Origin of the sequence: Cupriavidus pauculus (genome assembly GCF_002858765.1) — a bacterium.
Classification (GTDB): domain Bacteria; phylum Pseudomonadota; class Gammaproteobacteria; order Burkholderiales; family Burkholderiaceae; genus Cupriavidus; species Cupriavidus pauculus_B.
In genome coordinates this window covers 382,800-408,606 of sequence record NZ_PJRP01000002.1, presented here as the reverse complement: position 1 = coordinate 408,606, position 25,807 = coordinate 382,800, and the positions used below count along the sequence as shown (strand labels likewise).

Annotated in this window: 23 protein-coding genes; 9 read left to right on the top strand and 14 right to left on the bottom strand. The window is 64.7% G+C overall.

Going from position 1 to position 25,807, the window contains the following annotated elements:
- Positions 1–76 precede the first annotated feature (76 nt).
- Positions 77–2,305 (bottom strand): ATP-dependent DNA helicase RecG, encoded by a 2,229-nt coding sequence (recG, locus tag CYJ10_RS06710; RefSeq protein ID WP_101681055.1) that lies wholly within the window; start codon positions 2,303–2,305, stop codon positions 77–79.
- Positions 2,306–2,488: 183 nt separating this feature from the next.
- Here recG and queA point away from each other — a divergent pair, with 183 nt between their 5' ends.
- The 5 genes from queA (at position 2,489) to secF (ending at position 8,323) form a co-directional block, all read left to right on the top strand.
- Positions 2,489–3,541: a tRNA preQ1(34) S-adenosylmethionine ribosyltransferase-isomerase QueA gene (gene queA / locus CYJ10_RS06705; RefSeq protein ID WP_101680727.1), complete on the top strand. Its 1,053-nt coding sequence runs from the start codon at positions 2,489–2,491 to the stop codon at positions 3,539–3,541.
- A 32-nt stretch (positions 3,542–3,573) separates the two neighbouring features.
- A complete protein-coding gene (gene tgt / locus CYJ10_RS06700) occupies positions 3,574–4,704 on the top strand; it encodes a tRNA guanosine(34) transglycosylase Tgt (RefSeq protein WP_101680726.1) in 1,131 nt (376 codons plus the stop codon).
- Positions 4,705–4,925: 221 nt separating this feature from the next.
- On the top strand, positions 4,926–5,252 hold the full coding sequence (gene yajC / locus CYJ10_RS06695) for a preprotein translocase subunit YajC (RefSeq protein ID WP_101680725.1): 327 nt from the start codon (positions 4,926–4,928) through the stop codon (positions 5,250–5,252).
- Between the two features lie 212 nt (positions 5,253–5,464).
- Positions 5,465–7,327, top strand: coding sequence for a protein translocase subunit SecD (gene secD / locus CYJ10_RS06690; protein ID WP_101680724.1), 1,863 nt, complete (start codon positions 5,465–5,467; stop codon positions 7,325–7,327).
- A 24-nt stretch (positions 7,328–7,351) separates the two neighbouring features.
- Positions 7,352–8,323, top strand: a complete 972-nt coding sequence (secF, locus tag CYJ10_RS06685) for a protein translocase subunit SecF (protein ID WP_101680723.1) — start codon at positions 7,352–7,354, stop codon at positions 8,321–8,323.
- Between the two features lie 99 nt (positions 8,324–8,422).
- Here the strand turns inward: secF and CYJ10_RS06680 are convergent, their stop codons facing one another.
- The 8 genes from CYJ10_RS06680 to purB all read right to left on the bottom strand — a co-directional run bounded on the left by CYJ10_RS06680 (position 8,423) and on the right by purB (position 17,345).
- Positions 8,423–9,415 carry a response regulator gene (locus CYJ10_RS06680; protein ID WP_101680722.1) on the bottom strand — a complete coding sequence of 331 codons (993 nt, stop codon included), beginning with the start codon at positions 9,413–9,415 and terminating at the stop codon, positions 8,423–8,425.
- On the bottom strand, positions 9,412–10,545 hold the full coding sequence (locus CYJ10_RS06675; protein ID WP_101680721.1) for a hybrid sensor histidine kinase/response regulator: 1,134 nt from the start codon (positions 10,543–10,545) through the stop codon (positions 9,412–9,414). The genes CYJ10_RS06680 and CYJ10_RS06675 overlap by 4 nt, the downstream gene beginning before the upstream one ends.
- A 7-nt stretch (positions 10,546–10,552) precedes the next feature.
- On the bottom strand, positions 10,553–11,884 hold the full coding sequence (locus CYJ10_RS06670; RefSeq protein ID WP_101680720.1) for a sensor histidine kinase: 1,332 nt from the start codon (positions 11,882–11,884) through the stop codon (positions 10,553–10,555).
- Positions 11,885–11,924: 40 nt separating this feature from the next.
- Complete coding sequence (locus tag CYJ10_RS06665; protein WP_101680719.1) at positions 11,925–13,316, bottom strand: class I SAM-dependent methyltransferase; 1,392 nt, start codon at positions 13,314–13,316, stop codon at positions 11,925–11,927.
- 391 nt (positions 13,317–13,707) lie between these two features.
- Complete coding sequence (locus CYJ10_RS06660) at positions 13,708–14,298, bottom strand: YceI family protein (RefSeq protein WP_101680718.1); 591 nt, start codon at positions 14,296–14,298, stop codon at positions 13,708–13,710.
- A gap of 79 nt (positions 14,299–14,377) precedes the next feature.
- A complete protein-coding gene (locus CYJ10_RS06655; protein WP_101680717.1) occupies positions 14,378–14,953 on the bottom strand; it encodes a YceI family protein in 576 nt (191 codons plus the stop codon).
- A gap of 70 nt (positions 14,954–15,023) precedes the next feature.
- Positions 15,024–15,587 (bottom strand): cytochrome b, encoded by a 564-nt coding sequence (locus CYJ10_RS06650; protein ID WP_101680716.1) that lies wholly within the window; start codon positions 15,585–15,587, stop codon positions 15,024–15,026.
- Between the two features lie 381 nt (positions 15,588–15,968).
- A complete protein-coding gene (purB, locus tag CYJ10_RS06645; protein ID WP_101680715.1) occupies positions 15,969–17,345 on the bottom strand; it encodes an adenylosuccinate lyase in 1,377 nt (458 codons plus the stop codon).
- A 381-nt stretch (positions 17,346–17,726) separates the two neighbouring features.
- Here purB and CYJ10_RS06640 point away from each other — a divergent pair, with 381 nt between their 5' ends.
- On the top strand, positions 17,727–18,341 hold the full coding sequence (locus CYJ10_RS06640) for a glutathione S-transferase C-terminal domain-containing protein (RefSeq protein WP_101680714.1): 615 nt from the start codon (positions 17,727–17,729) through the stop codon (positions 18,339–18,341).
- 75 nt (positions 18,342–18,416) lie between these two features.
- Here the strand turns inward: CYJ10_RS06640 and mnmA are convergent, their stop codons facing one another.
- From mnmA to CYJ10_RS06615, 5 genes are all read right to left on the bottom strand, one after another.
- Positions 18,417–19,496: a tRNA 2-thiouridine(34) synthase MnmA gene (mnmA, locus tag CYJ10_RS06635; protein ID WP_101680713.1), complete on the bottom strand. Its 1,080-nt coding sequence runs from the start codon at positions 19,494–19,496 to the stop codon at positions 18,417–18,419.
- Positions 19,493–20,050 (bottom strand): NUDIX hydrolase, encoded by a 558-nt coding sequence (locus CYJ10_RS06630; protein WP_374703233.1) that lies wholly within the window; start codon positions 20,048–20,050, stop codon positions 19,493–19,495. The genes mnmA and CYJ10_RS06630 overlap by 4 nt, the downstream gene beginning before the upstream one ends.
- Positions 20,051–20,118: 68 nt before the next feature.
- On the bottom strand, positions 20,119–21,027 hold the full coding sequence (gene dapA, locus CYJ10_RS06625; RefSeq protein ID WP_101680711.1) for a 4-hydroxy-tetrahydrodipicolinate synthase: 909 nt from the start codon (positions 21,025–21,027) through the stop codon (positions 20,119–20,121).
- Positions 21,014–21,334 (bottom strand): hypothetical protein, encoded by a 321-nt coding sequence (locus CYJ10_RS06620; RefSeq protein WP_101680710.1) that lies wholly within the window; start codon positions 21,332–21,334, stop codon positions 21,014–21,016. The genes dapA and CYJ10_RS06620 overlap by 14 nt, the downstream gene beginning before the upstream one ends.
- Before the next feature lie 143 nt (positions 21,335–21,477).
- A complete protein-coding gene (locus tag CYJ10_RS06615) occupies positions 21,478–22,272 on the bottom strand; it encodes a TorF family putative porin (RefSeq protein WP_101680709.1) in 795 nt (264 codons plus the stop codon).
- A gap of 342 nt (positions 22,273–22,614) precedes the next feature.
- Between CYJ10_RS06615 and CYJ10_RS06610 the strand changes: the two genes are divergently transcribed.
- The 3 genes from CYJ10_RS06610 (at position 22,615) to CYJ10_RS06600 (ending at position 25,685) form a co-directional block, all read left to right on the top strand.
- On the top strand, positions 22,615–23,739 hold the full coding sequence (locus tag CYJ10_RS06610) for a Re/Si-specific NAD(P)(+) transhydrogenase subunit alpha (protein WP_101680708.1): 1,125 nt from the start codon (positions 22,615–22,617) through the stop codon (positions 23,737–23,739).
- 141 nt (positions 23,740–23,880) lie between these two features.
- A complete protein-coding gene (locus CYJ10_RS06605; protein ID WP_101680707.1) occupies positions 23,881–24,213 on the top strand; it encodes an NAD(P) transhydrogenase subunit alpha in 333 nt (110 codons plus the stop codon).
- Positions 24,210–25,685, top strand: a complete 1,476-nt coding sequence (locus tag CYJ10_RS06600; protein WP_101680706.1) for an NAD(P)(+) transhydrogenase (Re/Si-specific) subunit beta — start codon at positions 24,210–24,212, stop codon at positions 25,683–25,685. The genes CYJ10_RS06605 and CYJ10_RS06600 overlap by 4 nt, the downstream gene beginning before the upstream one ends.
- The last annotated feature ends 122 nt before the right edge of the window (positions 25,686–25,807 follow it).

The window sequence follows — 25,807 nt, the reverse complement described above, 5'->3', positions numbered from 1 at the left end:
GTCTGTCAGATCGTCGAAGCAATGTCAGCCATGCACCACTTTTACTGACCCATCAGACGACTCCGCCTGACAGCGTCTACGCCTTCAGAAAGTGCTCGCGCCCGCCCAGCCAGCGCAACAAATGTGCTTCAACCGCCTCTGGAAACCGCTCCAGCATCTGTTCGGCGGCCTCCTGGGCATAGTCGACCAGCCAGGCATCGGTTTCCAGATCGGCAAAGCGCAACATGGCCTCGCCCGACTGCCGCGCGCCCAGGAACTCGCCCGGCCCGCGGATCTGCAGGTCTCGCCGGGCGATCTCGAAGCCATCGGTGGTCTCGCGCATCGTCGCCAGGCGTTCACGCGCCGTCGGCGACAACGGCGCCTGGTACATCAGCAGACAGACCGATTCCGCGCTGCCGCGTCCCACGCGTCCGCGCAGCTGGTGCAACTGCGCCAGACCGAAGCGCTCGGCATGCTCGATCACCATCAGCGATGCGTTGGGGACGTCCACGCCCACTTCGATCACGGTGGTCGCCACCAGCACCTGCAGGCGGTTGGCGCTGAAATCGTCCATCACGGCCGCCTTCGCGGCAGGCGGCAGGCGGCCATGCACCAGCCCCACGCGCAGGTCGGGCAGCGCGGCCACCAGCGTCTCGAAGGTTTCCACGGCGGTCTGCAGCTGCAGCGCCTCGCTTTCCTCGATCAGCGGACACACCCAGTAGACCTGGCGCCCTTCGGCGGCCGCGTGATGCACGCGCTCGATCACCTCGTCACGGCGCGCATCGTTGACCAGGCGCGTCACGATCGGGGTGCGGCCCGGCGGCAATTCGTCGATCACCGACACGTCGAGGTCGGCGTAGTACGTCATCGCCAGCGTGCGGGGAATCGGGGTGGCCGACATCATCAACTGGTGCGCCACTTTCTCGTCGACGGGCGTCGGCGGATCGCCTTCGCCCGCCTTTCCGCGCAGTGCCAGCCGCTGCGCCACGCCAAAGCGGTGCTGCTCGTCGACCACGGCCAAACCCAGGTTGGCGAACTTCACACCGTCCTGGATCAGCGCGTGCGTGCCGATCACCAGCCGGGCTTCGCCCGATTCAGCCCGCGCCACGGCTTCGCGCTTGGCGCGGGTCTTGAGGCTGCCGGCCAACCATGCCACGGGCACGCCCAGCGGCTCCAGCCAGGCAGACAGCTTGCGGTAGTGTTGCTCCGCCAGGATTTCGGTCGGCGCCATCAGCGCGGCCTGGAAGCCGGCATCGATGGCCTGGCAGGCGGCCAGCGCGGCCACGATGGTCTTGCCGCTGCCCACGTCGCCCTGCAGCAGGCGGTGCATCGGGTGCGGCAGCGCCATGTCGGCGGCGATTTCCTCCACCACGCGCTGCTGCGCGCCGGTCAGCCTGAACGGCAGCGCCGCCAGGAAGCGCGTCAGCAGGCCGTCGGCGCGGCGCGGCATCGGCGGTGCGTTCTTTTCCTTGCGCGCGGCCTGCGAGCGGCGCAGCGAGATCTGCTGCGCCAGCAGTTCGTCAAACTTGATGCGGACCCAGGCCGGATGCGAGCGATCGGCCAGCGCGGCCTCGCTTTCCTGTGGTGGCGGGTTATGCAGCAGGCGCAGGCAGTCGATCAGCGGCGTCAGCTTCAGCGGCGCCAGCGGCCCGCGCAGGATGGCCTGCGGCAAGGTCTCCGGCATTGGCGTGCGCGACATCGCCCCGCCGATGGCCTTGCGCAGATAGCCCTGCGAAATGCCGGCCGTGGCCGGGTAGACCGGCGTCAGGCGGTCCGGCAGCGGTTCGTCGGGCGTAATCGGCCGTACCGAGGGATGGACCATCTCCGCGCCAAAGAAGCCGCCGCGAATCTCGCCTCGGACGCGCAGCCGCACGCCTTCGGCCATCTGCTTGGTCTGGCTGCCGTAGAAATTGATGAAGCGCAGCGTCAGTTCGCCCGTTTCGTCGGCGATCTTCACCACCAGCTGGCGGCGCGGTCGGAACGTCACCTCGTTCGACACCACCTCGCCTTCCACCTGGGCGGCCAGGCCCATGCCCGCGCGATGAATGGCGTCGCGGATCGGCTCCAGCGTGGTTTCGTCCTCGTAGCGCAGCGGCAGGTGCAACACCAGGTCGACCGGACGCCTCAGGCCCAGCTTGGCCAATCGGGCCACGGCCGACGACGGCTTGGCCTTGTCGCCGGCTTTGGCGCCGGCTTTGGCCTCTGCCCTGGCTTCGGCCTTGGCCGCGCCGCGCCGCGCCGGCTTGTCGCCAGGCGGGGTGGACGGGGTGGACTGGGCGGCCGTCGGGGCAGGATCGTCGATCGGGTCGGTGGCGGTGCCTGGCATCAGCGCGGGAATATAGGGGTCACAAGCGGGCATCGGGCGAAGCCGGGCGCCCAAGCCTTACAATGTCGGATTCGCCGATTGTACCCATGACGTACCGATGCCTGCGGCGGCACTTCGTTCCGGAGTGCTGCCCGGCTCGCGTATTGCCTGGCGCTTTGCCCTCCGAATACCCGCTGAACCGCAATGCTGACCCTGTCCGATTTCGATTTCCCGCTGCCGCCCGACCTGATCGCGCAGTCTGCCCTGCCCGACCGCAGCGCCAGCCGCCTGCTGGTGGTGGAGCGGACAGCCCCCGAAGACACCGCCGACGCGGTGCGGCTGGTGGACCGCGCGTTCAGCGACATCCTCGAATACCTGAGCTCCAACGATCTGCTGGTCTTCAACGACACGCGTGTGATCAAGGCGCGCTTTTTCGGCCAGAAGCCCAGCGGTGGCCGCATCGAGGTGCTGGTCGAACGCGTGGTGGACAGCCACACCGTGCTGGCCCAGGTCCGCGCGTCGAAGACGCCGGCCGAAGGCAGCCCGCTGCATCTGGCCGATGGGGCCTTCACGGTCACCGTGGGCCCCCGCGTGGACCAGTTCTTCACGCTGCGCTTTCCGGAACCCGCGCTCGACCTGATCGAACGCTATGGCCGCCTGCCGCTGCCGCCGTACATCACGCACGATCCCGACGCCTATGATGAAACGCGCTATCAGACCGTGTACGCGCGTAACCCCGGCGCCGTGGCCGCACCCACGGCCGGTCTGCATTTCGACGATGCGCTGTTCGCGCGGCTCGACGCGACCGGCATCCGCCGCGCCTTCCTGACGCTGCACGTGGGCGCCGGCACCTTCCAGCCGGTGCGCACCGAGGACTTGTCCGACCACAAGATGCACTCGGAGTGGTACGCCGTCACCCCGGAACTGGCCGATGCGGTACGCGACACGCGCGCCCGTGGCGGCCGCGTGATCGCCGTGGGCACCACGTCGCTGCGGGCGCTGGAATCGGCCGCCGACGCGGACGGCACGCTGCGCGCCGGCACTGGCGACACCGACATCTTCATCACCCCCGGCTACCGTTTCCGCGCCGTGGACGCGCTGATCACGAACTTCCACCTGCCCAAGTCGACGCTGCTGATGCTGGTATCCGCGCTGGCCGGCGTGGAAGCGATCCGCGCCGCCTACCGCCATGCCGTGGCACAACGCTACCGCTTCTTCAGCTACGGCGACGCCATGCTGCTGACCCGCCGCGACTGACCGGCGCGACCGACCGATTTCGAGAACCGAACATGCTCAACTTTGAACTGCTGACCACCGATGGCAACGCGCGCCGTGGCCGCGTCACGCTGAACCACGGTGTAGTGGAAACGCCAATCTTCATGCCCGTGGGCACGTACGGATCGGTCAAGGCGATGTCGCCGCTGGAACTGAACGAGATCGGCGCCGAGATCATCCTGGGCAACACGTTCCACCTGTGGCTGCGCCCGGGCCTGGACGTGGTGGACACCCACGACGGCCTGCACAAGTTCATTGGCTGGGACAAGCCGATCCTGACCGATTCGGGTGGTTTTCAGGTGTTTTCGCTTGGTGAACTGCGCAAGATCACCGAAGAAGGCGTCACGTTCGCGTCGCCGGTGAATGGCGACAAGCTGTTCCTGTCGCCCGAGATCTCGATGCAGATCCAGCGCACGCTGAACTCGGACATCGTCATGCAGTTCGACGAATGCACGCCCTACGAGATCGACGGTCGCCCGGCCACGCATGACGAAGCCGCCCGCTCGATGCGTATGAGCCTGCGCTGGGCCAAGCGTTCGCGCGACGAATTCGACCGCCTGGCCAACCCGAACGCGCTGTTCGGCATCGTCCAGGGCGGCATGTTCGAGGACCTGCGCGACGAATCGCTGGCCGGGCTGTCCGAACTGGACTTCCACGGTTACGCCATCGGCGGCCTGTCCGTGGGCGAGCCCAAGGAAGACATGATGCGCGTGCTCGAGCACGTAGGCCCGCGCCTTCCGGCCCACAAGCCGCACTACCTGATGGGCGTGGGCACGCCGGAAGACCTGGTGGCCGGCGTGGCGCATGGCGTGGACATGTTCGACTGCGTCATGCCCACGCGCAATGCCCGCAACGGCTGGCTGTTCACGCGGTTTGGCGACGTCAAGATCCGCAACGCGGCACATCGCAACGACCCGCGCCCGCTGGACGAACAGTGCGGCTGCTACACTTGCCGCAACTTCTCGCGCGCCTACCTGCACCACCTGCACCGCGTGGGCGAGATCCTGGGCGCACGCCTGAACACGATCCACAACCTCTATTACTACCTGGAACTGATGCGCGAGATGCGCAAGGCCATCGAGGAACACCGCTTCGAGGCGTTCCGCCGCCAGTTCGCCGAAAACCGCGCCCGCGGCACCAAATAGAGAATGTTCTGAAAACCAGACAGGCAGCCGAACTTTTGGCGGCCTGCTGGTCGAATAACTGCCCGCAACGGACGCCGTCGGGGTGTTTTCTGCAACGTACGCAAAGTACTTTTAAAGCACCCCGAACAAACCCGTAATTCGCCCTAGAATGCCAAGGCGGGACAACAACCGGGTGATAGAATGCCCGATTCCCTGATTGACCTTTGTGACGGAGAAGTAACGTGCTGATTTCGAACGCTTTTGCGCAGACCGCCGGTGTCGGCGGCGCGGCTGGTGGCCTGATGAGCTTCCTGCCGATCATCCTGATGTTCGCGGTGCTGTGGTTCATCATGATCCGCCCTCAGATGAAGCGCCAGAAGGAATCGAAGGCTATGCTGGAAGCCCTGGCAAAGAACGACGAAGTCGTGACCGCCGGCGGTATCCTGGGCCGTGTGGTCAAGGTCAACGAGAACTACGTGACGCTGGAAGTGGCCGAAGGCACGGAAATCACCGTGCAGAAGAACGCCGTGACCACCGTGCTGCCGAAGGGCTCGCTGAAGTCGCTCTGAGCCCGGACGGTCTTCCCAGCCTGATCCTGGCAGGTGTCGTGTGGCGCCAGACGCTCCGCCGACCCTGCCCTGCGCAGCCGCCTGCACCAGCCTCCACGGTTCTTGCTGAACCGTGACAGCGCTGCCAGGCGGCTGTTTGCCAACCGGTCCCGCCGAACCGGCGCGCCTCGTGCGCGACTTGTCGGCATGCCAACTGCAATGACTGGCCAAAGATGAATCGCTATCCGCTTTGGAAATACATCGTGATCCTGGTGGCCCTCGCCATCGGTATCACCTACACCTTGCCGAACTTCTTCGGCGAGGCCCCCGCTGTCCAGGTATCGTCGGCCAAGGCCACTGTCAAGGTCGACCTGTCCATGCAGAAGCATGTGGAGGAAATCCTGGCGCAGAACCAGCTGCAGCCGGACGGCATCTTCTATGACGTGGCAGGGCAATCGGGCTCGGTCAAGGCGCGCTTCCGCACCACCGACGAGCAGCTCAAGGCCAAGGACGTGCTGTCCCGCTCGCTCAACCCCGACGCCAACGACCCCACGTACGTGGTGGCGCTGAACCTGCTGTCGGGCTCGCCGCGCTGGCTGACCGCGCTGCACGCGCTGCCGATGTACCTGGGCCTGGACTTGCGCGGTGGCGTGCACTTCCTGCTGCAGGTAGACATGAAGGGCGCCGTCGACAAGAAGCTCGACAGCCTGTCTGGCGACGCCCGCACGCTGCTGCGCGACAAGAACGTGCGCCACGGCGGCATCGAGCGCGACGGCGACCGCCTGACCGTGCGCTTCAGCACCGCCGACGACGCCAACCGTGCACGCAGCATCCTGGCCGACAACCTGCGCGAACTGGCCTTCTCGATCGACGGCACCAACGTCGTGGGCGTGTTCACCGATGCCGCCCGCAAGGCGGTTCAGGACGCCGCGGTCAAGCAGAACATCACCACGCTGCACAATCGCGTGAACGAACTCGGCGTGGCCGAGCCCGTCATCCAGCAGCAGGGCTCCGACCGTATCGTCGTGCAGCTGCCGGGCGTGCAGGACACCGCCAAGGCCAAGGACATCATCGGCCGCACCGCCACGCTGGAAGCCCGCCTGGCCGATCCGGCCGTGCGCAACCCGCGTCCGGGCGACCCCGTGCCGTTTGGCGACGAGCTGTTCACGCAAGGCAACGGCGCTCCGGTCATGCTGCGCAAGCAGGTGATCTTCACCGGCGACCGCATTGAAAGCGCGTCGGCCGGCTTCGACCAGAACCAGCGCCCGTCCGTGAACATCAAGCTCGACGCCCAGGGCGGCCGCGTGCTGCGCGATGTGTCGCGCGAGAACATCGGCAAGCCGATGGGCATCGTGCTGTTCGAGAAGGGCAAGGGCGAAGTGCTGACCGTGGCCACGATCCAGTCGGAACTCGGTTCCAGCTTCCAGATCACCGGCTCGTACTCGACCGAGGCGGCCAATGACCTGGCCCTGCTGCTGCGCGCCGGTTCGCTGGCCGCCCCGATGGAAATCATCGAGGAACGCACGATCGGCCCGTCGCTGGGTGCCGACAACATCCAGAAGGGCTTCGATTCGGTGGCCTACGGCTTTGCCGCCATCGCGGCGTTCATGGTCCTGTACTACATGCTGTTCGGCGTGTTTTCGGTGTTCGCACTCGGCATCAACCTGCTGCTGCTGATCGCGGTGCTGTCGATGCTGCAGGCCACGCTGACGCTGCCCGGCATTGCCGCTATCGCGCTGGTGCTCGGCATGGCCATCGACGCGAACGTGCTGATCAACGAGCGGATCCGCGAGGAACTGCGCGCCGGCGCGTCGCCGCAGATGGCCATCGCCATTGGCTTCGACCGCGCCTGGGCCACCATCCTGGACTCGAACGTGACCACGCTGATCGCCGGCCTGGCGCTGCTGGCCTTTGGCTCGGGCCCGGTCCGCGGCTTCGCCGTGGTTCACTGCCTGGGTATTCTGACGTCGATGTTCTCGGCGGTGTTCTTCAACCGCGGTCTGGTCAACCTCTGGTATGGCCGCAAGAAGAAACTGCAGAGCCTGGCCATCGGCCAGGTCTGGAAGCCGGACGCCGACACCCCGGCCGTCAAGTAAGCCAGGACACACCAGGAACACATCATGGAATTTTTCCGCATCAAGCGCGACATTCCGTTCATGAAGCACGCGTTGATCTTCAACGTGGTGTCCTTCCTGACGTTTGCCGCCGCTGTTTTCTTCCTCTGGCACAAGGGCCTGCACCTGTCGATCGAATTCACGGGCGGCACGGTGATGGAGGTCAACTACCAGCAGACCGCCGATCTGGAGAAGATCCGCGGCCAGGTCAGCAAGCTCGGCTACACCGACGTGCAAGTGCAGAACTTCGGCACCTCGCGCGACGTGATGATCCGCCTGCCGCTGCAGAAGGGTCCGGACGGCAAGCCCGTGACCTCGGCGCAGCAAAGCGAACAGGTGATGGGTGCCCTGACGGCAGCCACGCCTGACGTGAAACTGCAGCGCGTGGAGTTCGTGGGCCCGCAGGTGGGCAAGGAGCTGGCTACAGACGGCCTGCTGGCGCTGCTGTGCGTGGTGGCCGGTATCGTGATCTACCTGTCGTTCCGCTTCGAGTGGAAGTTTGCGGTGGCCGGCATCATCGCCAACCTGCACGACGTGGTCATCATCCTGGGCTTTTTCGCGTTCTTCCAGTGGGAATTCTCGCTGTCGGTGCTGGCGGCCATCCTGGCGGTGCTGGGCTACTCCGTGAACGAGTCGGTGGTGATTTTCGACCGGATCCGCGAGGCCTTCCGCAAGTACCGCAAGATGAGCACGCACGAGGTGATCGACCACGCGATTACCAGCACGATGTCGCGGACCATCATCACCCACGGCTCGACCGAAATGATGGTGCTGTCGATGTTCTTCTTCGGCGGCCCCACGCTGCACTACTTCGCGCTGGCCCTGACCGTGGGTATCCTGTTCGGTATCTACTCGTCGGTGTTCGTGGCCGCGGCGCTGGCCATGTGGCTGGGCGTGAAGCGCGAAGACCTGGTCAAGGGCGACAAGAAAGGCGACGCCACCGACCGCAACGACCCCAACTTCGGGGCGCAGGCCTGACGGCCACGCGGCAAAAGAAAAAGGCACCTTCGGGTGCCTTTTTCATTGGTCCGACTCGCTTTGCTCTCCCATGCAATGGGAAAGCGGAGCAAGCCACGCCTATGCTTCCGTCAGTTCCTCGATCCACACCGCGAGCCGGTCCGACGCGAACGATTCGGCACGCACACCGGCACGCGCCGTGATGGCGTCGCCCTCGCGCACCAGTTGCAGCGCGCCGCCGGCTTCTTCCAGCCACAGCAGCGTGGCCAGCCAGCCCGCATGCTCGTCGGACACGGCCTCGCCAACCGGCTTGGAAACAAACTCGTTCAGCGTTGCAAGCGTGATCCACGTCACCACTTCGCCGTCGCGCCGCACCGACGCGCCCAGCGCTTCGGTCAATACCGTCGGGGCATCGCCCGCGCCACGGCCCGACGCGCGCAATTGCGCGAGCCTGATGCTCACGGCATGGCCAAACGACCCGCTGCGCTGGCTTTCCGCCCCCACCAGATCCGCGTAGTCCAGGCGTTGCCAGTCGGGCTCGGCGTTCTGCGCCCCGGCCAGATGGGTACCGGACAGATAGGTCTCCACAGGCTGGAAGCGGCCCGGGCCAATCAGGCTGGCGCACAGCGCATGGATCATGCCCACGCGCGAAGCCACGGTCTGCTTCTGCAGCACCATCAGCTTTTCGCGCACCAGCTGGTCGCGTTCCCTGCGCAGCCCGGACAGTTCCAGCGCCTGCTTCAGTTCCATGCGCAGCGCGGTAATGTCCCATGGCTTCTTGATATAGCGATGGATCTGACCCTGATTTACCGCCTCGACGGTCTGGTCGAGCTCGGAATAGGCCGTGGTCAGGATGCGCACGATATGCGGATAGCGCTCGCGCGCATAGCGCAGCAGTTCATTGCCGTACTCGCCTGGCATGCGCTGGTCTGAAACCAGCACGGCTAGGCTGTCGGCATGGGCGTCCAGCATGGCCTTGCCTTCTTCCACGGACTGGCCGGTCACCACCGGCGCCAGCTGGCCAATGGCTCGCTGGAAATACTTGACCGCAGTCGCTTCGTCGTCGACGAACAGAATCGCCGGGGGTGCCTGCGTGGTATTCGGTTCGGTCATCGATCACTCCTGTGCATACGATTCTTGAAATTGGGGAAATCGAGGGTTACGGTGGTGCCCGCGCCGGACGCCGACGCAATCCGGATGCCGCCGCCAAACGACTGCATCACGCGATTGCAGAAGATCATGCCCATCCCGCTGCCGCCCGCCGACGCGTGCGTGGTCACCGGGTCCACCAGCAGGCGTCCCATGATCTCGGGCGGGATGCCCGGGCCGTTGTCGGCAATGCGGATCTCCGGGCGCTCGCCCGCCACCACCACGAAGCGCAGCGACGGGGCATCCACATCGACCAGCGCGCGCAACGCATTGCTCATGACCGACGACAACACCAGCGCCACGCAGTTGGGCAGCGTGGGCACCGGAAAATCGCCCTCCAGTTCCACCTGCACCCAGCTACGCTGGTTATCGGCAAAAGGATAGGCATCCAGCAGCGACGCCACCAACGCACCCGCGCTGACTTCCTGCCCGGCGCCCGGCTTCGGCGCCGCGCCGCCCGCACTGTTGCGCACCGACTGGAGAAACGACGACAGCACCGCCAGGCAATACTGGGCGTTGTCGTGCATCGCACTGGCCGCCCGGCCAATTTCCTGCTGGCGCTGCTCGCTGTACTCGCCGTCGACCCGCGACCCGATCCCGAGCGCGAAATTGGCGATGGCCGCCAGCGGCGTGTTCAGTTCGTGCGCCAGGAAGGCCAGCGTCTCGTCGATGGCCATGAGCCGCTGCTGGCGTACCGCGCGCTCGCGGAAGCGGTCGCCCGCCAGCCGCAGGATCTCGCGTACATCGGCCACGCCAATCGGCTTTTCCAGGATGCGGAACACCTCGCCGGAATTGACGGTCTCCAGCAGCATGTCCTTGTCGGCATAGGCCGTGACCAGGATGCGCACGATCTGCGGATATTCCTGAGCCACCTGGCGCAGCAGGTCGCCGCCGTCGCGGCCGGGCATGCGGAAGTCGGTCACCAGTACCGAAATCCGCGCATGGTGCGCGCGCAGGATGCCAACCGCCTGGTCGGCCCCGTTGGCCGACAGCACTTCGTATTCGCTACCCACGGCGCGCGCGAAATACTTGCAGGCCATCTCCTCGTCATCGACGTAGAGAATGGTGGGGCGCGTCTGCGTGGTATCAGTCATGACAGCATTACTCCGCACGCGGCAGGTCGAAGCTGAAAGCAGCCCAGTGGCCCACTTCGCTCTCGGCAAACAGCACGCCTTCGTGTCGCTCGATCACCGCATAGCTGATCGACAACCCGAGACCCAACCCCTGCCCCACCTCGCGCGTGGTAAAAAACGGTTCAAACACGCGCGCCAGGTGCTCGGCGGCAATGCCCGGGCCGTTGTCCTTGACGGTCACGTGCAGGCGCTTGTCCTGCCAGCGCACGGTCGTATGGATGGCCGGGTCCTTGGTGCTCACCTTGCGCATGGCCAGCGCAGCGTTCGAGAACAGATTGATCAGAACGCCAATGATGGCTGCTTCATCGCCCATCACAAGCGTATCGTCGGGCATTTCCCGCGTCATCTTGACGCCGCGCAGTTCGTGCGCGGTCAGCCGCTGCGACGAATCGAGGGCTTTCTCGAACAGGAACGGCGTGCCTTCCACTTCGGCGCCAGGCTTGCGGTAGGCAAATGTCTTCAGGTCGGACACGATATGCTGGATACGCTGCATGCCCTGCTTGGCGTCGACCAGGCATTCCTCCAGCATCGGCTCCGACTTGGCCGCCGGCTCCTCCATCGCTACCTCGATGGCCATCAAGCAGAAGTTCACCGGATTGTTGACCTCGTGCAGCAGGCCAGCCGCCAGCGTACCGATGGCCGCCATCTTTTCCTGTTGCAGCATCTGGCCCTTTATGTCGACCAGCTTGCGATTGATGACTTCCAGCTCCGTGTTCTTGTCGGCCACCTCGGCCTTCAGGCGGAACAGCATGAAGCGCGCACGTTCATTGAAGAACGTGTACACGCCGCTGGCCGCCGCGGCAAACAGCAGAAATAGCGAATTGACGATAAATGTGCCCATCGGTTCGACGCCACCGGAGTGCAACAGGCACGCGGCTGCGTAGAGCACGTACGACAGGATGCCGAACACCAGGTTTTGCCAGAGCCCGAACGGCAACGCGATGCCCGACGCAAAGATCGCCAGGTTCAGGCCCACGTAGTACGGCGACTCGACGCCTTCGGTACGCGAGATCATCCAGGCAATCATGATCTGCGGCAGTAGCAGCCACGTCATGGTCAGCCAAGGCGCAAAGCGCCGGCCGGCCTGGCTGTACAGCGCCACGATGACGCCCGCGATCATCAGCGAGACCACCACGCGCGCAATCGCAAACGGCAACTGGAAGTGCGGATATTGGCCGTAGTCCAGCCCCACGCCCAGCAGCACGAGCGCGATGGCCGTGTAGGCACCCCCGCGGCTGAACGCCAGGCGGAAATCGGCCAGCTCGGACTGGTATCCGGCGTAAAGTTGATTCGAGCTCATGACCTTGGCGGGGGGGGCCGCGTCCTCGGCGTCCAAAAGCTCAGCGGATAGTGGCTTCGGCGAAGACATTGACGCCGGTTTCATCGACATAGAGTCGGTGGGCATGCGAGTTCTCCGGCAAAAGCGAGGACATCCCGGCCTCGTCGCGATAAATCAGATACCACTCGAGCAGGTGTTCCATCCCGAATTTCTCGGGATTGTCCGAGTGGACATTGGTGACCAGCAGCTGCCCGTCCGGCTTCGAGCGCGAGGCGAAATACTGGAGCAGGCGCGCACAGACCTTGTCGGACAAATAGTCGAACAGCCCGGCGCAATAGACGGCATCGAACTCGCGCACGCTCGGGTCGTCCGCGGCAATGCGGCGCTTGAGCAGGTCGTGCACCGACTGGTGCACCATCTCGACCGATACCTTGTGGCCCGCCCCGGCGGCCGCACGCTCGACAGACGCCCGCGTGTAGCCCAGCGTTTCCTCGCTGAAATCGACCAGTTGGAACGACAGCAACTCGGGATTCGGGTACTCGCGCACGAACCGCTGGATCTCGAACGCCGGCCCGCAGCCCACGTTGAGCACGCGGAACTGGCGGCCTTCGGCGCGCGCCCGTTCGGCCTGGCGGGTCAGGTAGTCCACCAGCAGGTCGATCCGGTTGCGGTGCGCCGTGGCCACCGCCGCCTTCAGAAAGGCCGTGTTGACGATCTGGAAGTAGGTGGTGGGGCCCTGCTGCGGATCGCTCAGGATCTGGTTCACCATCTCGTAGTCGCCCGCGTAGCCGAGCGGCTTCGTGAAGGTGCGATATACGAACGGCGCACGCAGCAGCAACGGATGCAGTGCCGCCTGGGCATAGGTGCGATGCACCGGCGCCAGCTCCTGGTCCACGCGCTGGGCCTCGTCCTCGAGCCAGTCGAGGTAAGTCTTCACCTTGCCCATCAGCGGCGTGGCCAGTTCGTAGAACACGTCCTCGCGCAATCGCCCTTCCTTCTTGGGCAGCGATTCGGTCAGGTCCACCTGCTCGACCCAGCGCGACACTTCCGACAGATACGCGCGCATCTCGTTGACCACGATCTGGTAGTCGCGGCGGATGTTGAAGCGCGTGTCCCAATCCTGCACGAACGTCTCGGCTTCGCGTGCGACCGATTTCGGTGCATCGTTCACGTCGGTGAGTTCGCGCCACTCGTCGATCAGCGTCAGCGACACCACAGCCGTCAGGCCGGTGTTCACCAGGCTCATGACCACGGCCTTGCCCAGGTACGCGTTCTTCGCGCCCATGCGCACGCTCAGCTCGCTCAATACTTCGCTGACCTGGACAATCGAGTAGGGATTGTAGATTTCCATCACCAGCGACTTGCGCTGGAGATTGATGATCGTGCCCCGCACCTGCTCGCCCTGCGAGTTGCGGAAGCTAACTACCGGATCGATTTGCGTTTTGGAGTACACGGTATCGCGCCAGGGAAATCCGAGAAACGCTGCGGGCCACGGCGCCCGCGGGCGTCGGCCGGGTACAGCTCAAGGCAAGGGTCTTGCGGCGAAGCTACCAATCAGGGAATGCAGCCAATGCTCATATCGATGCGCGTGACCTGTTTGCGGGACGAGCGCGCCAGCCGGCGGAGACCGGGGCGAACGCCGCCCCTGAGGGTGGGACTGCGGCGAACCATTGTACTGTGGCAATTCTGAACCGTACAACAGTCCACCTGCTGAATGAAGGGGGGTATGCAAACCACAAAAAAAATGAGCCAGCAACGCTGCTGGCTCATTCTTCCACCATGTATTGGAGAAATGACAATTTCCCCACTGGCGCAACTTCCGCCAGAAGTGTGTCGTACCGTGATCAGTCGGCCTTGACCGCTTCCACCTGGATGGCCAGGGTCACGTCCTGCTTGAAGCCGTACTTGGCGCCGTAGTCGATGCCGAAGTCGGCACGATTGAACTGGGCCACGGCGTCGGCGCCGCAAGCCTCACGCTTGAGCATCGGGTGCTGGATGCACTTGAATTCCTTGATCTCCAGCTTGACCGGCTTCGACACGCCGCGCAGCGTCAGCACGCCATCCACTTCGGTCGGCACGTCGCCCTTGAACTTCGAGAACTTGCCCTTGTACGTGGCATCCGGGAAGGCCTGCACGTCGAACATTTCCGGGCTCTTGGCATGCTCGTTCAGCTTGTTGTTGCCGAAGTCGATCGAAGCGGCGTCGATCTTAATGTCGACGGTGCCGGCCTTGGCCGCGCGGTCCAGCGTCACCACGCCGCTGGACTTGTCGAACTTGCCGCGCCACTTCGACAGGCCGCCCAGGTGGTCGGCCTCGAAGCTCGGGTACGTGTGAGTCGGATCGATGTTGTACGTCGACGCGTTGGCCATGGCGGTGCCGGCAGCGAGGGCGGCGGAGGCTGCCGCAACGGCGGCGATCAGGGTACGAATTTTCATGTTGAGTCTCCCGTCAAGAAGTTGGAGAGGAAGGTCGGTAAAAAAACGGCCAAGGAGCTGTGAGCGGGACAAACCCGCCTCAGCCCTTCTTTGCCGGGGTCACAAGATGGAACTTGATCTGGACTTCATCGGCCACGACGGAAGTGTCCTTCCACTCGCCGTCACCGATGTTGAACGTGGTGCGCTTGATCGGCAGCACGCCGTCGAACACCTGGCTGCCGTTTTCCTGCTTGTACGTGGCGGGCACGGTCACGTCGACGGTCTTGCCCTTGATGGTCAGCTTGCCGGCCACGTCGTACTTGCCGGCGGCGCCGGCCTTGATGCTGGTCGACTGGAACACGGCCTTCGGATACTTGCCGGCGTCGAACCAGTCCTTGCCCTTCACTTCCTTCGTGGTCTCGGCATCGCCGATCTCGAAGGTGGACACGTCGATCTCGACCTTGGCCGACGACGTGGCCAGTTTGGCCGGATCGAAGTCGAGGGTGGCGTCGAACTTCTTGAATTTGCCTTCCATCGGCACGCCAATCTGCTTGGCGGTGGCCGTGACCGCGCTCTTTGCAGCGTCGATCTGGGCCCACGCCAGGTTTGCGGCCAGGCCAGCCGTTGCCAGGGCAGCCGCCACGAAGATCGTGCCGGGACGGGACATGCGTTTCATCTGAGACTCCAGTGGTGACTGGCCATCACGGCCGGTTGGTCAGGCAAAGCGGTTGCGGTACGTTGGCGAATCAGCGCAGGAACGGGATCATGCGACCCAGCGTGCCGTCGCGATCCACCACCTGGTGCTTGATGGCGGCGGCGGCATGCACCACCACGATCGTGGCCATGAAGTAGTTCAGCCAGATATGGGCGAACTTCAGGATCGGCTTCAGCGTGTCGCTGGCCTCGATCAGCGGCGGCAGCTTCCACAGGCCCAGGTACACCACGGGCACGCCGGCGGCCGAACTGTAGAGATAGCCGGTGATCGGCACGATCAGGATCAGCAGGTACAGCAGATGGTGCGCGGCGGCGGCGGCCTTGGCCTGCCAGGCCGGCGTGCCGGGTGCCACGGGCGGGGCGGCATGGGTGGCGCGCCAGAGCACCCGCAGCACGGCCACCACGAAAATCGTCACGCCCAGCCACTTGTGCCACGAGAACAGCTTGAGCTTGGTCGGCGTCAGGCCCGGAATGCCCGTCATGTACAGGCCCAGCCCGAACGCGGCAAAGATGCCGAAGGCGATCAGCCAGTGCAGGCCGATGGCGGTGGCAGTGTACGTCGCCTGCCCCCCCGGCCCGGATGCTTTGAAACCCATGTCAGTCAATCCCTTCGATCTTTATTACTTATTCTGCTATGTCGGCGCCAAGACAGTCTGTTGCACTAGCGGCCCGGTCATTCGCTGCCAATTCTCGCATTATTAGGTGACCAGCTGTGCGTTGGAAGCGCTGAACTTCATGAAGTTATTCAAATCATTTGATGTGTCGAGATGTCGCACCCGGCTCCCGGGAACTGATCGTACCGCCGCCGGGCGCCACGTGGCACTGACCGCTGGTATCAGCCAGGTAATTTCTTTCGCAACTTGCGAGGCAAACAAAAAGGGCCGACCCCACGGGGTCAGCCCTTTGCTGTTACCTCTATTACCTCTGTTACCTTGCGACGCCGACGCCGACGTCGATCGCGGCGCCCATGGCGGCAATCAGATGCGGTTGGCCAGTTCCACGGCCTTGCCGATATAGCTCGCCGGGGTCATTTCCAGCAGCAGCTTCTTGGCGTCGTCGGGAATCGCCAAGCCCTGCACGAACGTCTGCAGCGCCTCGCGCGAAATGCCCTTACCGCGCGTCAGTTCCTTCAGTTGCTCGTACGGGTTGGGCACGCCAAAGCGGCGCATCACGGTCTGCACCGGCTCGGCCAGCACTTCCCAGCAGTTGTCCAGGTCTTCGTTCAGGCGCTCGGGGTTGGTTTCCAGCTTGCCCAGACCGCGCAGGCAGGCCTCGTAGGCCAGCAGGCTGTAGCCAAAGGCCACGCCCATGTTGCGCAGCACGGTGGAATCGGTCAGGTCACGCTGCCAGCGCGAAACTGGCAGCTTTTCCGACAGGTGACGCAGCACGGCGTTGGCCAGGCCGACGTTGCCTTCCGAATTCTCGAAATCGATCGGGTTGACCTTGTGCGGCATCGTCGAAGAGCCAATTTCACCGGCCTTCGTCTTCTGCTTGAAGTAGCCCAGCGCGATGTAGCCCCACACGTCGCGGTTCAGGTCCAGCAGGATCGTGTTGGCGCGCGCCACGGCGTCGAACAGCTCGGCCATGTAGTCGTGCGGCTCGATCTGGATGGTGTACGGGTTGAACGTCAGGCCCAGGCGCTGCTCGATTACCTGCTTCGAGAACGATTCCCAGTCGAACGACGGATAGGCCGACAGGTGCGCGTTGTAGTTGCCGACGGCGCCGTTCATCTTGCCCAGCAGTTCCACGCGCTCCACGCGCTCGATGGCGCGGGCCAGGCGGGCGGCCACGTTGGCCAGTTCCTTGCCCAGCGTGGTCGGGCTAGCCGGCTGGCCGTGCGTGCGCGACAGCATCGGCTGCGTGGCGTTGAGCTTGGCCAGTTCCACCAGGCGGGCCTGCACGCGCTTGAGCGTCGGTACGATCACTCCGTCACGGGCGCCCTTGAGCATCATGCCGTGCGACGTGTTGTTGATGTCTTCCGACGTGCAGGCAAAGTGGATGAACTCGCTGGCGGCTTCCAGCTCGGCGTTGCCCTTGACCTGCTCCTTGAGCCAGTACTCGACGGCCTTCACGTCGTGGTTGGTGACCGCTTCGATTTCCTTGATGCGGGCGGCGTGGGCCTCGGTGAAGTTGTCCACCAGCGACTGCAGCTTCGCTTCCGAAGCGGCCGAGAACTTCGGCACGTCGGGCAGGCCGGCCTGGGCCAGTGCAATCAGCCAGTTGACTTCTACCTTCACGCGGTTGCGCATGAAGGCCGCCTCGGACAGCCATTCGCGCAGCGCGTCGGCCTTTGCGGCGTAGCGGCCATCGATGGGAGACAGGGCGGTGAGCGGCGAAAGGGAAGACGTGGACATGCTGGCAACCGGGAGAAAAGAGGAATGTGGAGGTTCGTGCGGGGGCGCAAGGAACCACGCGACAAGGCCCAGATGCGACGAATCCGCCGCATCGCCATGCCGATGCAAGGGCCGGTTTGGCGGCGGACGCTGCCGCGCCGCCAAACGCGCAACACGGGATTTTACCATCGCCCCATGGCGCTTGTGCGGGTCGCCGTGGAAGCGACAGCCAAAGCGTGCGCAAGGCCGCATTGATGCCGCATTCCCGGTACTCCGCATGTATACTCGCGCTCGCCCATCCGATAGCCTGTTATGAAGTCCATCGGGCACGCCGCCGCGCCTGCCAGCGCACCACGTGCCACCGAGCGCCGATGCACTTCATAACAAGCTCAAGGGGAGAACATGAAGCTGTATGCGTCCCAGACCAGCCCGTATGCGCGCAAGGTGCGCGTGGTGCTGGCGGAGAAGAAGATCGACTATCAGATGATCGAGGAGAACGTCTGGTCGCCCGACACCATGATTGGCCAGTTCAACCCGCTCGGCAAGGTGCCGTGCCTGATCATGGAAGACGGTGGCGCGGTCTTCGATTCGCGCGTGATTGCCGAGTACGCCGACACGCTGTCGCCCGTCAGCCGCCTGATTCCGCAGGGCAGCCGCGAGCGCCTGGAAGTGCGCTGCTGGGAAGCACTGGCCGATGGCCTGCTGGACGCCGCCCTGCTGGTTCGCCTGGAAAGCACCCAGCGCCAGCCCGCCGAACGCAGCGAAAGCTGGGTGGCACGCCAGCGCGGCAAGATCGACGCCGCATTGGCCGCCATGTCGAAGGGCCTGGCCGACAAGCCGTGGTGCACCGGCATCCACTACACCCTGGCCGACGTGGCCGTGGGCTGCGCGCTGGCGTACCTGGACTTCCGCTTCCCGGACATCGCCTGGCGCGACCAGTACCCCAACCTGGTGGGCTTCCAGGAAAAGATCGAGAAACGCCAGTCGTTCATCGACACGGCACCGCCGGCGGCGTGATCGCCAGACAGGAACGAGAAAACGGCCGCTGATGCGGCCGTTTTTCTTATCTCGCTTTTTGTTTGTCGATGGTCCCTACCGAATAATCCCGCCACCCAAACAAACTTCCCCGTCATACAGCACGGCCGACTGTCCAGGGGTCACCGCCCACTGTGCCTCGGCAAACGACAGCCGCAGTGCATCGCCTTCGGCCTTGACGACCGTGCAGGGGGCGTCGCTCTGCCGGTACCGGGTCTTGGCGGCCATCGTTGCGCCGGTGGCCGGGGGTCCGCCGGCTACCCAGGACAAATCTGCTGCGTCGAGTTCGGGCTTCAGCAGCCACGGGTGGTCGTGGCCTTGCACCACGTAGAGCGTGTTCGATGCCATGTCCTTGCGCGCCACGTACCAGGCGTCGCCGCTGCCGTCCTTGCTGCCGCCCAGGCCAATGCCCTTGCGCTGGCCCAGGGTGTAGAACGCCAAGCCGATGTGTTGGCCGACGACCTTGCCTTCGTCGGTCACCATCGGGCCCGGCTTGGTCGGCAGGTAGCGGTTCAGGAAGTCGCGGAACGGGCGTTCGCCGATAAAGCAGATGCCCGTGGAGTCCTTCTTCTTCGCATTGGGCAAGCCGATTTCGGCGGCGATCTCGCGCACACGGGTCTTCGGGATTTCGCCCAGCGGGAACATCGTGCGCGACAGCTGCGCCTGGTTCAGGCGGTGCAGAAAATAGCTCTGGTCCTTGGTATGGTCGAACGCCTTGAGCAGCTCGAAGTTGCCGCCCGGTGCCTGGCGCACGCGGGCGTAGTGGCCCGTGGCGATCAGTTCGGCGCCCAGGGACATCGCGTGGTCCAGAAAGGCCTTGAACTTGATTTCCGCGTTGCAGAGCACGTCGGGGTTCGGCGTGCGGCCGGCCGAGTATTCGCGCAGAAAATCGGCGAACACGCGGTCCTTGTATTCGGCGGCGAAGTTGACGGCCTCCACGTCCACGCCGATCACGTCGGCCACGGACGCCACGTCGAGCCAGTCCTGGCGCGTGGAGCAATACTCGCTGTCGTCATCGTCTTCCCAGTTCTTCATGAACAGGCCGATGACCTCATACCCCTGCTGCTTGAGCAGCCATGCCGTGACCGACGAATCCACGCCGCCCGACATGCCCACTACCACTCGCTTGCCACTCACAATGCCGCTCCCGACGTCGGACCCGGCGCCGCACCGGATGCCTGCCCCGTCACTGCGGCCACGGCCGCGTCGGTGGCGCCGGCGATAGCGGTGGGATGGGTATGCAGCAGGTCCAGCGCAAAGCGCTTGCCGGCCAGGTAATCGTCGACGCAGGCCATGACCAGCGGCGAGCGATGGCGATCGGCGCAGGCGCGCAGTTCTTCGGCGGTCATCCAGACGGTACGGACGATGCCGGTATCGAGCTGGCGGCCGGCGTCGAGCGAGCCCAGGTCGCCCGTGAAGCCGAAGCGAATATAGGTGGTATCGCCACCGTCGCGCGACGAGCGGCCACGGCTCATGTAGCAGCCAAGCAGCGCGCGCGGCTCGAACGTGTGGGCGGTTTCTTCCAGCGTTTCGCGGACAACGGCGCGAATCAGGCTCTCGCCGGGCTCCAGGTGGCCCGCCGGCTGGTTCAGGCGCAGGCCATCGGCCGTTTCCTCTTCCACCAGCAGAAAGCGGCCACCGCGTTCAATGACGGCGGCAACCGTGACGCTGGCAATCCATTCACGTGACATGATGCACATTTTTTAAGCAATCCGGCATTTTACCGGTTGCCGTTGGAACGTGCATCGCGCGCGGAGTTTCAGGCCGCCTCGGCCGTCAGCATCGGGGGCAGCAAGGCGATGGCCGCCTCGATACGGGCCACAAGTGACTTCGACGCCGGTATCAGCGGGCGGCGCACCTCGACCGTGGTCATGCCGGCCAGCGCCAGCGCCGCTTTCACGGGCGCCGGATTGGGCTCGGCGAACATCAGCCCGATCAGCGGCGAGAGCTGCCGGAACAGCGCCCGGGCAGCTTCGTCGCGGCCGGTGCGTGTCAGATGCAGCAACCGTACGAACAGGTCGGGTCGCACGTGCGCCGCCGCCGGCACGATGCCCTGGCCGCCGCGCAGCAGGTGGTCGAGCATCGACGCATCGTCGCCGCAGTACACGCCGATCAGGTCCTGCATGGCCAGCGTGCGCATGCCGGCGGCATCGCAGTCCTTGACGGCCACGATCTGCGGATGGGCGGCCAGGCGCCACGCCAGTTCGGGCGAAATCGTGCAGCCGGTGCGCCGGGGCACGTTGTAGAGCATCAGCGGTTTGCCGGTCTGCGCGGCCACGCTGCGCATATGCCAGGCGATGCCTTCGTCGGACACGCGCAGGTAGTACGGCGGCGGCACCAGGTAGCCGGCCAGCGGCAGGCGGTCGAGCCGGCGCACCTGCTCGCATACGGTGTGGGTGGCCACGCCGCCCACACCCGCCATCACCGGCAGCATGCCGTCGACGGCTTCGAGCACCGCCGCCGTCAGCATGAATCGCTCGGCGTCGGTCAGCAGGCCACCCTCGCCGGTCGTGCCCAGCACGATCAGGCCATCGACGCCGGCCGCCGCGTAGTGCGACGCCAGGCGCTGGGCGGCATCGAGATCCACCTGGTCATTGCGCAGCGGCGTAACCATCGGCAGCCACAGGCCGTCGGCAATCGCGCCGCGCTGTGGGTCAATGCGTGCCATGGTCGCCTCCGAGCACCGTCGCCACGCCGAACTCTGCCGCGGGCAAGGCCGCCATGATCGCGTGCATGGCGGCGTCGCGCTCACCGCGCTCCACCTCCACGTGCAGCGTGGTCTCGCCGTTGCGATGGTCCACTTCCACCACGTAGATGCGGGCCATGTTGCCAATCGCGCGATGCAGCGTCTGGCGCAGCGCAAATACCTGTGACGACGAGACGGCCAGCCGCAGACGAATCCATGGATCCTGGGCAATGACACGGCGTCGCGGAACCGATGCAAACGCCACGGCGAGACTCGATGACTGTCGCATGAAGCGAGGATCCGCGCGGGGCGGATCGTCTGTTGAACATGACTCCATGCTAGGGAGACCGGTCTCAATTTGATGCAGCGTTTGGGCGGCCCGCCATCAAGAACGCGTAAAGAAAGCAGGCCGCTGGCGGGTGCCTGGCGCGCTCAGAACGTCTTCGTGATCGACGCGAACGCCGTCGACTTGCCCAGGTAGCGCCCGCGCGTGTTCGTGTAGGCGGCCTTGCTGGCGTTCGTGTCGATGTAGGCAACGGCCAGCGAAAAGCCGCTGCCAAGGTCCTTCGTCAGCCCGATCTTCCAGTCCGTGTACGACGCGTCGCTGAAATGCTGCACGCCCTGGTAGCCGACATGCGCGTTCAGCGTCAGGCCCCACACGTTCAGCGGCACGTTGGCCGTCAGGTCGACGTAGTAGCTGTTCTTGCTGTCGGCAAACCCGAACAGGTTGGTCACCGCGTGCGAGTACTTCAGGAACACCGGGCCCCAGCCGATGCCGGCGTACAGCTCGGTGGTGTACGGACGCGTGGCCGTGTAGCCGCCCGGATAGTAGTACTCGAGCACGCCCAGGTCGTAGTTGAATTCCTGCTCGGCCAGCTTGAACGTGTTCTTGAAGCCGCCGTAGAAATCCATCTCGACCGGCGCGGACACCGACGCGTCGGCATCGCCAAGCCAGCTGATACTCGAGTTCCAGTTGCCGACGTAGAAGCCGCTCTCATGGGCATAGTCGAAGCCGCCCTGAATGGCCGGGCGCCGGTCGGTCTGGCTGATCCCGCGGTAGCGGTAATCGGACACCACGGACACGTTGGCCGTGAATGTGTGCGGCGATGCCGGCTGGGCGGTGTCGGGGGTCGCCTGCTGCGCGAATGCGTTGGAAAACGGGGCGGCAAGCAGGATGGCGGCGGCCAGGGTGGCCGGCGCTGAAGTCATCAGGCGGGTTGCAATCATCAATGAAAAAGCCGTGGGCGTGTTTGGAGAAACGCCTCGAAAGAGACGTGAACGCCACGATACGCAGCCACGCATTAAATCGGCGTCAAGATTGCAGGTGACGCCGATGTCATTTCATCAATGACGGATATTCAAGGGAATCGGATGTGCATCAAACGAGTCATTTCATGAGCAGAAAAGATGAGTCTCGATGAAAGCACATATACCCGACCGGCGAGTCACCACCGAACGTAAGTTTCGGGTAAGCTGCGCAAAAATTGACGCATTCTTTTGCAATGCATCAACGGGCGAGGACGTTGGCCCGACCAGATTACGAACGACGCCAGACAGGAGAAATTGACGATGCATATCGGTATCCCGCTTGAGACGCGGGCAGGTGAGACGCGTGTCGCCGCCACCCCGGAGACCGTCAAGAAGTACGTAGCGCAGGGCCATCAGGTGACGGTGCAAACCGGCGCCGGTGTGCGTGCCAGTATTCCCGATGCCGCATTCGAGGCGGCGGGGGCCCGCGTGGGCTCCGCTGCCGATGCGCTGGGCGCCGAGCTTGTGCTCAAGGTACGCGCGCCCGACGACGCCGAGCGGGGGCAGATGAAGCCCGGCTCCGTACTGGTCGGCATGCTCAATCCGTTCGACGTGGAGAACAACGCCCGCATGGCCAGCGCCGCCGTCACGGCGTTCGCGCTCGAAGCCGCGCCGCGTACCACCCGCGCCCAAAGCATGGACGTACTGTCGTCGCAGGCCAACATCGCCGGCTACAAGGCCGTGCTGGTGGCCGCGCACCACTACCAGCGCTTCATGCCGATGTTGATGACCGCTGCCGGCACCGTCAAAGCCGCCCGCGTGCTGATCCTGGGCGCCGGCGTGGCGGGCCTGCAGGCCATCGCCACCGCCAAGCGCCTGGGCGCCGTGATCGAGGCCTCCGACGTGCGCCCCGCCGTGAAGGAGCAGATCGAATCGCTGGGTGCCAAGTTCCTGGACGTGCCGTTCGTGACCGACGAGGAGCGCGAGATTGCGCAAGGCGTGGGTGGCTATGCGCGCCCGATGCCGGCCGACTGGATGCGCCGCCAGGCCGAACTCGTGCACCAGCGCGCCACGCAGGCCGACATCATCATCACCACGGCACTGATCCCCGGCCGCCGCGCCCCGGTGCTGCTGGCCGAAGACACCGTCAAGCAGATGAAGCCGGGCTCGGTCGTGGTCGACCTGGCTGCCGCGCAAGGCGGCAACTGCCCGCTGACCGTGGCCGACGAAGTGGTGGAACGCCACGGCGTGGTCCTGATCGGCCATACCAACCTTGCCAGCATGGTGGGGGCCGACGCGTCCGCGCTCTACGCGCGCAACGTGCTCGACTTCCTGAAGCTGATCATCGACAAGGATGGCCGCTACACGCTGAACCTGGAAGACGACATCGTCGCCGCCTGCCTGATGTGCAAGGACGGCCAGGTAGTCAGGCAGCAGGCCGCCTGAGTTTCCGTCTGAAGATGCCGCGGCGCTGAAAGAGCCCTGCGCCACGGCCCGCCGCGTCCCCGGCACGCTTGATCCTGCATTCCAGCCCGCCTGCGCGGACGCGACGCTCGGCAGTATTCAAAAGCAACGGAGGAGAAGTCGATGGAGATGGTGAACCACACGGTGATCAACCTGATCATCTTCGTGCTGGCAATCTACGTGGGGTACCACGTGGTGTGGACGGTCACGCCCGCGCTGCACACCCCGCTGATGGCCGTGACCAATGCGATCTCGGCCATCATCATCGTCGGTGCCATGCTGGCAGCCGGCCTGACCGAAGGCGGCGTGGGCCGCATCATGGGCACGCTGGCCGTGGCACTGGCCGCGGTGAACGTGTTCGGTGGCTTCCTGGTGACCCAGCGCATGCTGGAGATGTTCAAGAGGAAGGAGCCGCGCGCCAAGGCCGGGGCTGAATCCGCCAAGGGAGGTGCATGATGGAGGCCGTCAGCATGAACCTTGTGACGCTGCTGTACCTGGTGGCGTCGGTCTGCTTCATCCAGGCCCTGAAGGGGTTGTCGCACCCCGCATCGGCCCGCAAGGGTAACGCGTTCGGCATGATCGGCATGGCGATTGCCGTGGTGACCACGCTGGCGCTGATCGTCAAGCTGAAGAACGAGTTCCTGGCCGCGGGCGCCGCGCAGTCGTCGGTCGGTACTGGCCTGGCGCTGATCTTCGGCGCGCTGGTGGTGGGCGGCGGTATCGGCGCCTATGTGGCACGCAAGGTCGAAATGACCAAGATGCCCGAACTGGTGGCGGCGATGCACTCGCTGATCGGTCTGGCCGCGGTGTTCATCGCCGTAGCTGCGGTGGCGGAGCCTGCCGCGTTCGGCATCACGCCGGCCGGCACGCACCTGATTCCGCTGGGCAACCGTATCGAACTGTTCATCGGCTGCTTCGTCGGAGCGATCACGTTCTCGGGCTCGGTCATCGCGTTCGGCAAGCTGTCGGGCCGCTACAAGTTCCGCCTGTTCCAGGGCGCGCCGGTGGTGTTCCCGGGCCAGCACTGGCTGAACCTGCTGCTGGCCATCGCCATGATCGGCTTCGGCGTGATTTTCTTCATGTCGCAGTCGTGGCTGCCGTTCCTGATCATGCTGGCCATCGCCTTCGTGCTGGGCGTGCTGATCATCATCCCGATCGGCGGCGCCGACATGCCGGTGGTGGTGTCGATGCTGAACTCGTACTCGGGCTGGGCGGCGGCGGGCATCGGCTTCTCGCTGAACAACCCGATGCTGATCATCGCCGGCTCGCTGGTGGGCTCCTCGGGTGCAATCCTCTCGTACATCATGTGCAAGGCGATGAACCGTTCGTTCTTCAACGTGATCCTGGGCGGCTTCGGTGCCGAGGCATCGGCGGCCGGCCCGGCTGGCGCGCAGGCGCAACGCAACGTGAAGTCGGGTTCCGCCGACGACGCCGCGTTCGTGATGAGCAACGCCGAGACCGTGATCATCGTGCCCGGCTACGGCCTGGCGGTGGCCCGTGCGCAGCATGCGCTTAAAGAATTGACCGAGAAGCTAACCGAGCACGGCGTGACGGTGAAGTACGCCATCCACCCCGTGGCGGGCCGCATGCCGGGCCATATGAACGTGCTGCTGGCCGAAGCCGAGGTGCCGTACGACCAGGTCTACGAGATGGAAGACATCAACAGCGAGTTCGGACAGGCCGACGTGGTGCTGGTGCTGGGCGCCAACGACGTGGTCAACCCTGCCGCCAAGACCGATCCGCAATCGCCCATCGCCGGTATGCCGATCCTGGAAGCCTACAAGGCCAAGACCATCATCGTGAACAAGCGTTCAATGGCGTCTGGCTACGCGGGCCTGGACAACGAGCTGTTCTACATGGACAAGACCATGATGGTGTTCGGCGACGCCAAGAAGGTGGTGGAGGAAATGTTCAAGGCTGTGGAATAAGCTGCCGTTAATGCCAGGAAGTGGCCGTCAGGCCCGCAGTTCTGCCAAGTGAATAAAGCAACGCGCAGACCTGAAATCAATAAAATCGAAGTAGTGCGGCCAGCAACCAACGCTGGCCGTTT

Coding starts and splice junctions, on each gene's coding strand:
- CYJ10_RS06675 (WP_101680721.1), bottom strand. CDS start 10,545: ATGACTGATACCACGCAGACGCGCCCCACCATTCTCTACGTCGATGAC.
- queA (WP_101680727.1), top strand. CDS start 2,489: ATGCTGACCCTGTCCGATTTCGATTTCCCGCTGCCGCCCGACCTGATC.
- secD (WP_101680724.1), top strand. CDS start 5,465: ATGAATCGCTATCCGCTTTGGAAATACATCGTGATCCTGGTGGCCCTC.
- CYJ10_RS06600 (WP_101680706.1), top strand. CDS start 24,210: ATGATGGAGGCCGTCAGCATGAACCTTGTGACGCTGCTGTACCTGGTG.
- CYJ10_RS06605 (WP_101680707.1), top strand. CDS start 23,881: ATGGAGATGGTGAACCACACGGTGATCAACCTGATCATCTTCGTGCTG.
- CYJ10_RS06620 (WP_101680710.1), bottom strand. CDS start 21,334: ATGCGACAGTCATCGAGTCTCGCCGTGGCGTTTGCATCGGTTCCGCGA.
- CYJ10_RS06670 (WP_101680720.1), bottom strand. CDS start 11,884: ATGAGCTCGAATCAACTTTACGCCGGATACCAGTCCGAGCTGGCCGAT.
- CYJ10_RS06640 (WP_101680714.1), top strand. CDS start 17,727: ATGAAGCTGTATGCGTCCCAGACCAGCCCGTATGCGCGCAAGGTGCGC.
- dapA (WP_101680711.1), bottom strand. CDS start 21,027: ATGGCACGCATTGACCCACAGCGCGGCGCGATTGCCGACGGCCTGTGG.
- CYJ10_RS06650 (WP_101680716.1), bottom strand. CDS start 15,587: ATGGGTTTCAAAGCATCCGGGCCGGGGGGGCAGGCGACGTACACTGCC.
- CYJ10_RS06615 (WP_101680709.1), bottom strand. CDS start 22,272: ATGATTGCAACCCGCCTGATGACTTCAGCGCCGGCCACCCTGGCCGCC.
- tgt (WP_101680726.1), top strand. CDS start 3,574: ATGCTCAACTTTGAACTGCTGACCACCGATGGCAACGCGCGCCGTGGC.
- CYJ10_RS06660 (WP_101680718.1), bottom strand. CDS start 14,298: ATGAAAATTCGTACCCTGATCGCCGCCGTTGCGGCAGCCTCCGCCGCC.
- CYJ10_RS06630 (WP_374703233.1), bottom strand. CDS start 20,050: ATGTCACGTGAATGGATTGCCAGCGTCACGGTTGCCGCCGTCATTGAA.
- recG (WP_101681055.1), bottom strand. CDS start 2,305: ATGCCAGGCACCGCCACCGACCCGATCGACGATCCTGCCCCGACGGCC.
- secF (WP_101680723.1), top strand. CDS start 7,352: ATGGAATTTTTCCGCATCAAGCGCGACATTCCGTTCATGAAGCACGCG.
- CYJ10_RS06680 (WP_101680722.1), bottom strand. CDS start 9,415: ATGACCGAACCGAATACCACGCAGGCACCCCCGGCGATTCTGTTCGTC.
- purB (WP_101680715.1), bottom strand. CDS start 17,345: ATGTCCACGTCTTCCCTTTCGCCGCTCACCGCCCTGTCTCCCATCGAT.
- CYJ10_RS06655 (WP_101680717.1), bottom strand. CDS start 14,953: ATGAAACGCATGTCCCGTCCCGGCACGATCTTCGTGGCGGCTGCCCTG.
- CYJ10_RS06610 (WP_101680708.1), top strand. CDS start 22,615: ATGCATATCGGTATCCCGCTTGAGACGCGGGCAGGTGAGACGCGTGTC.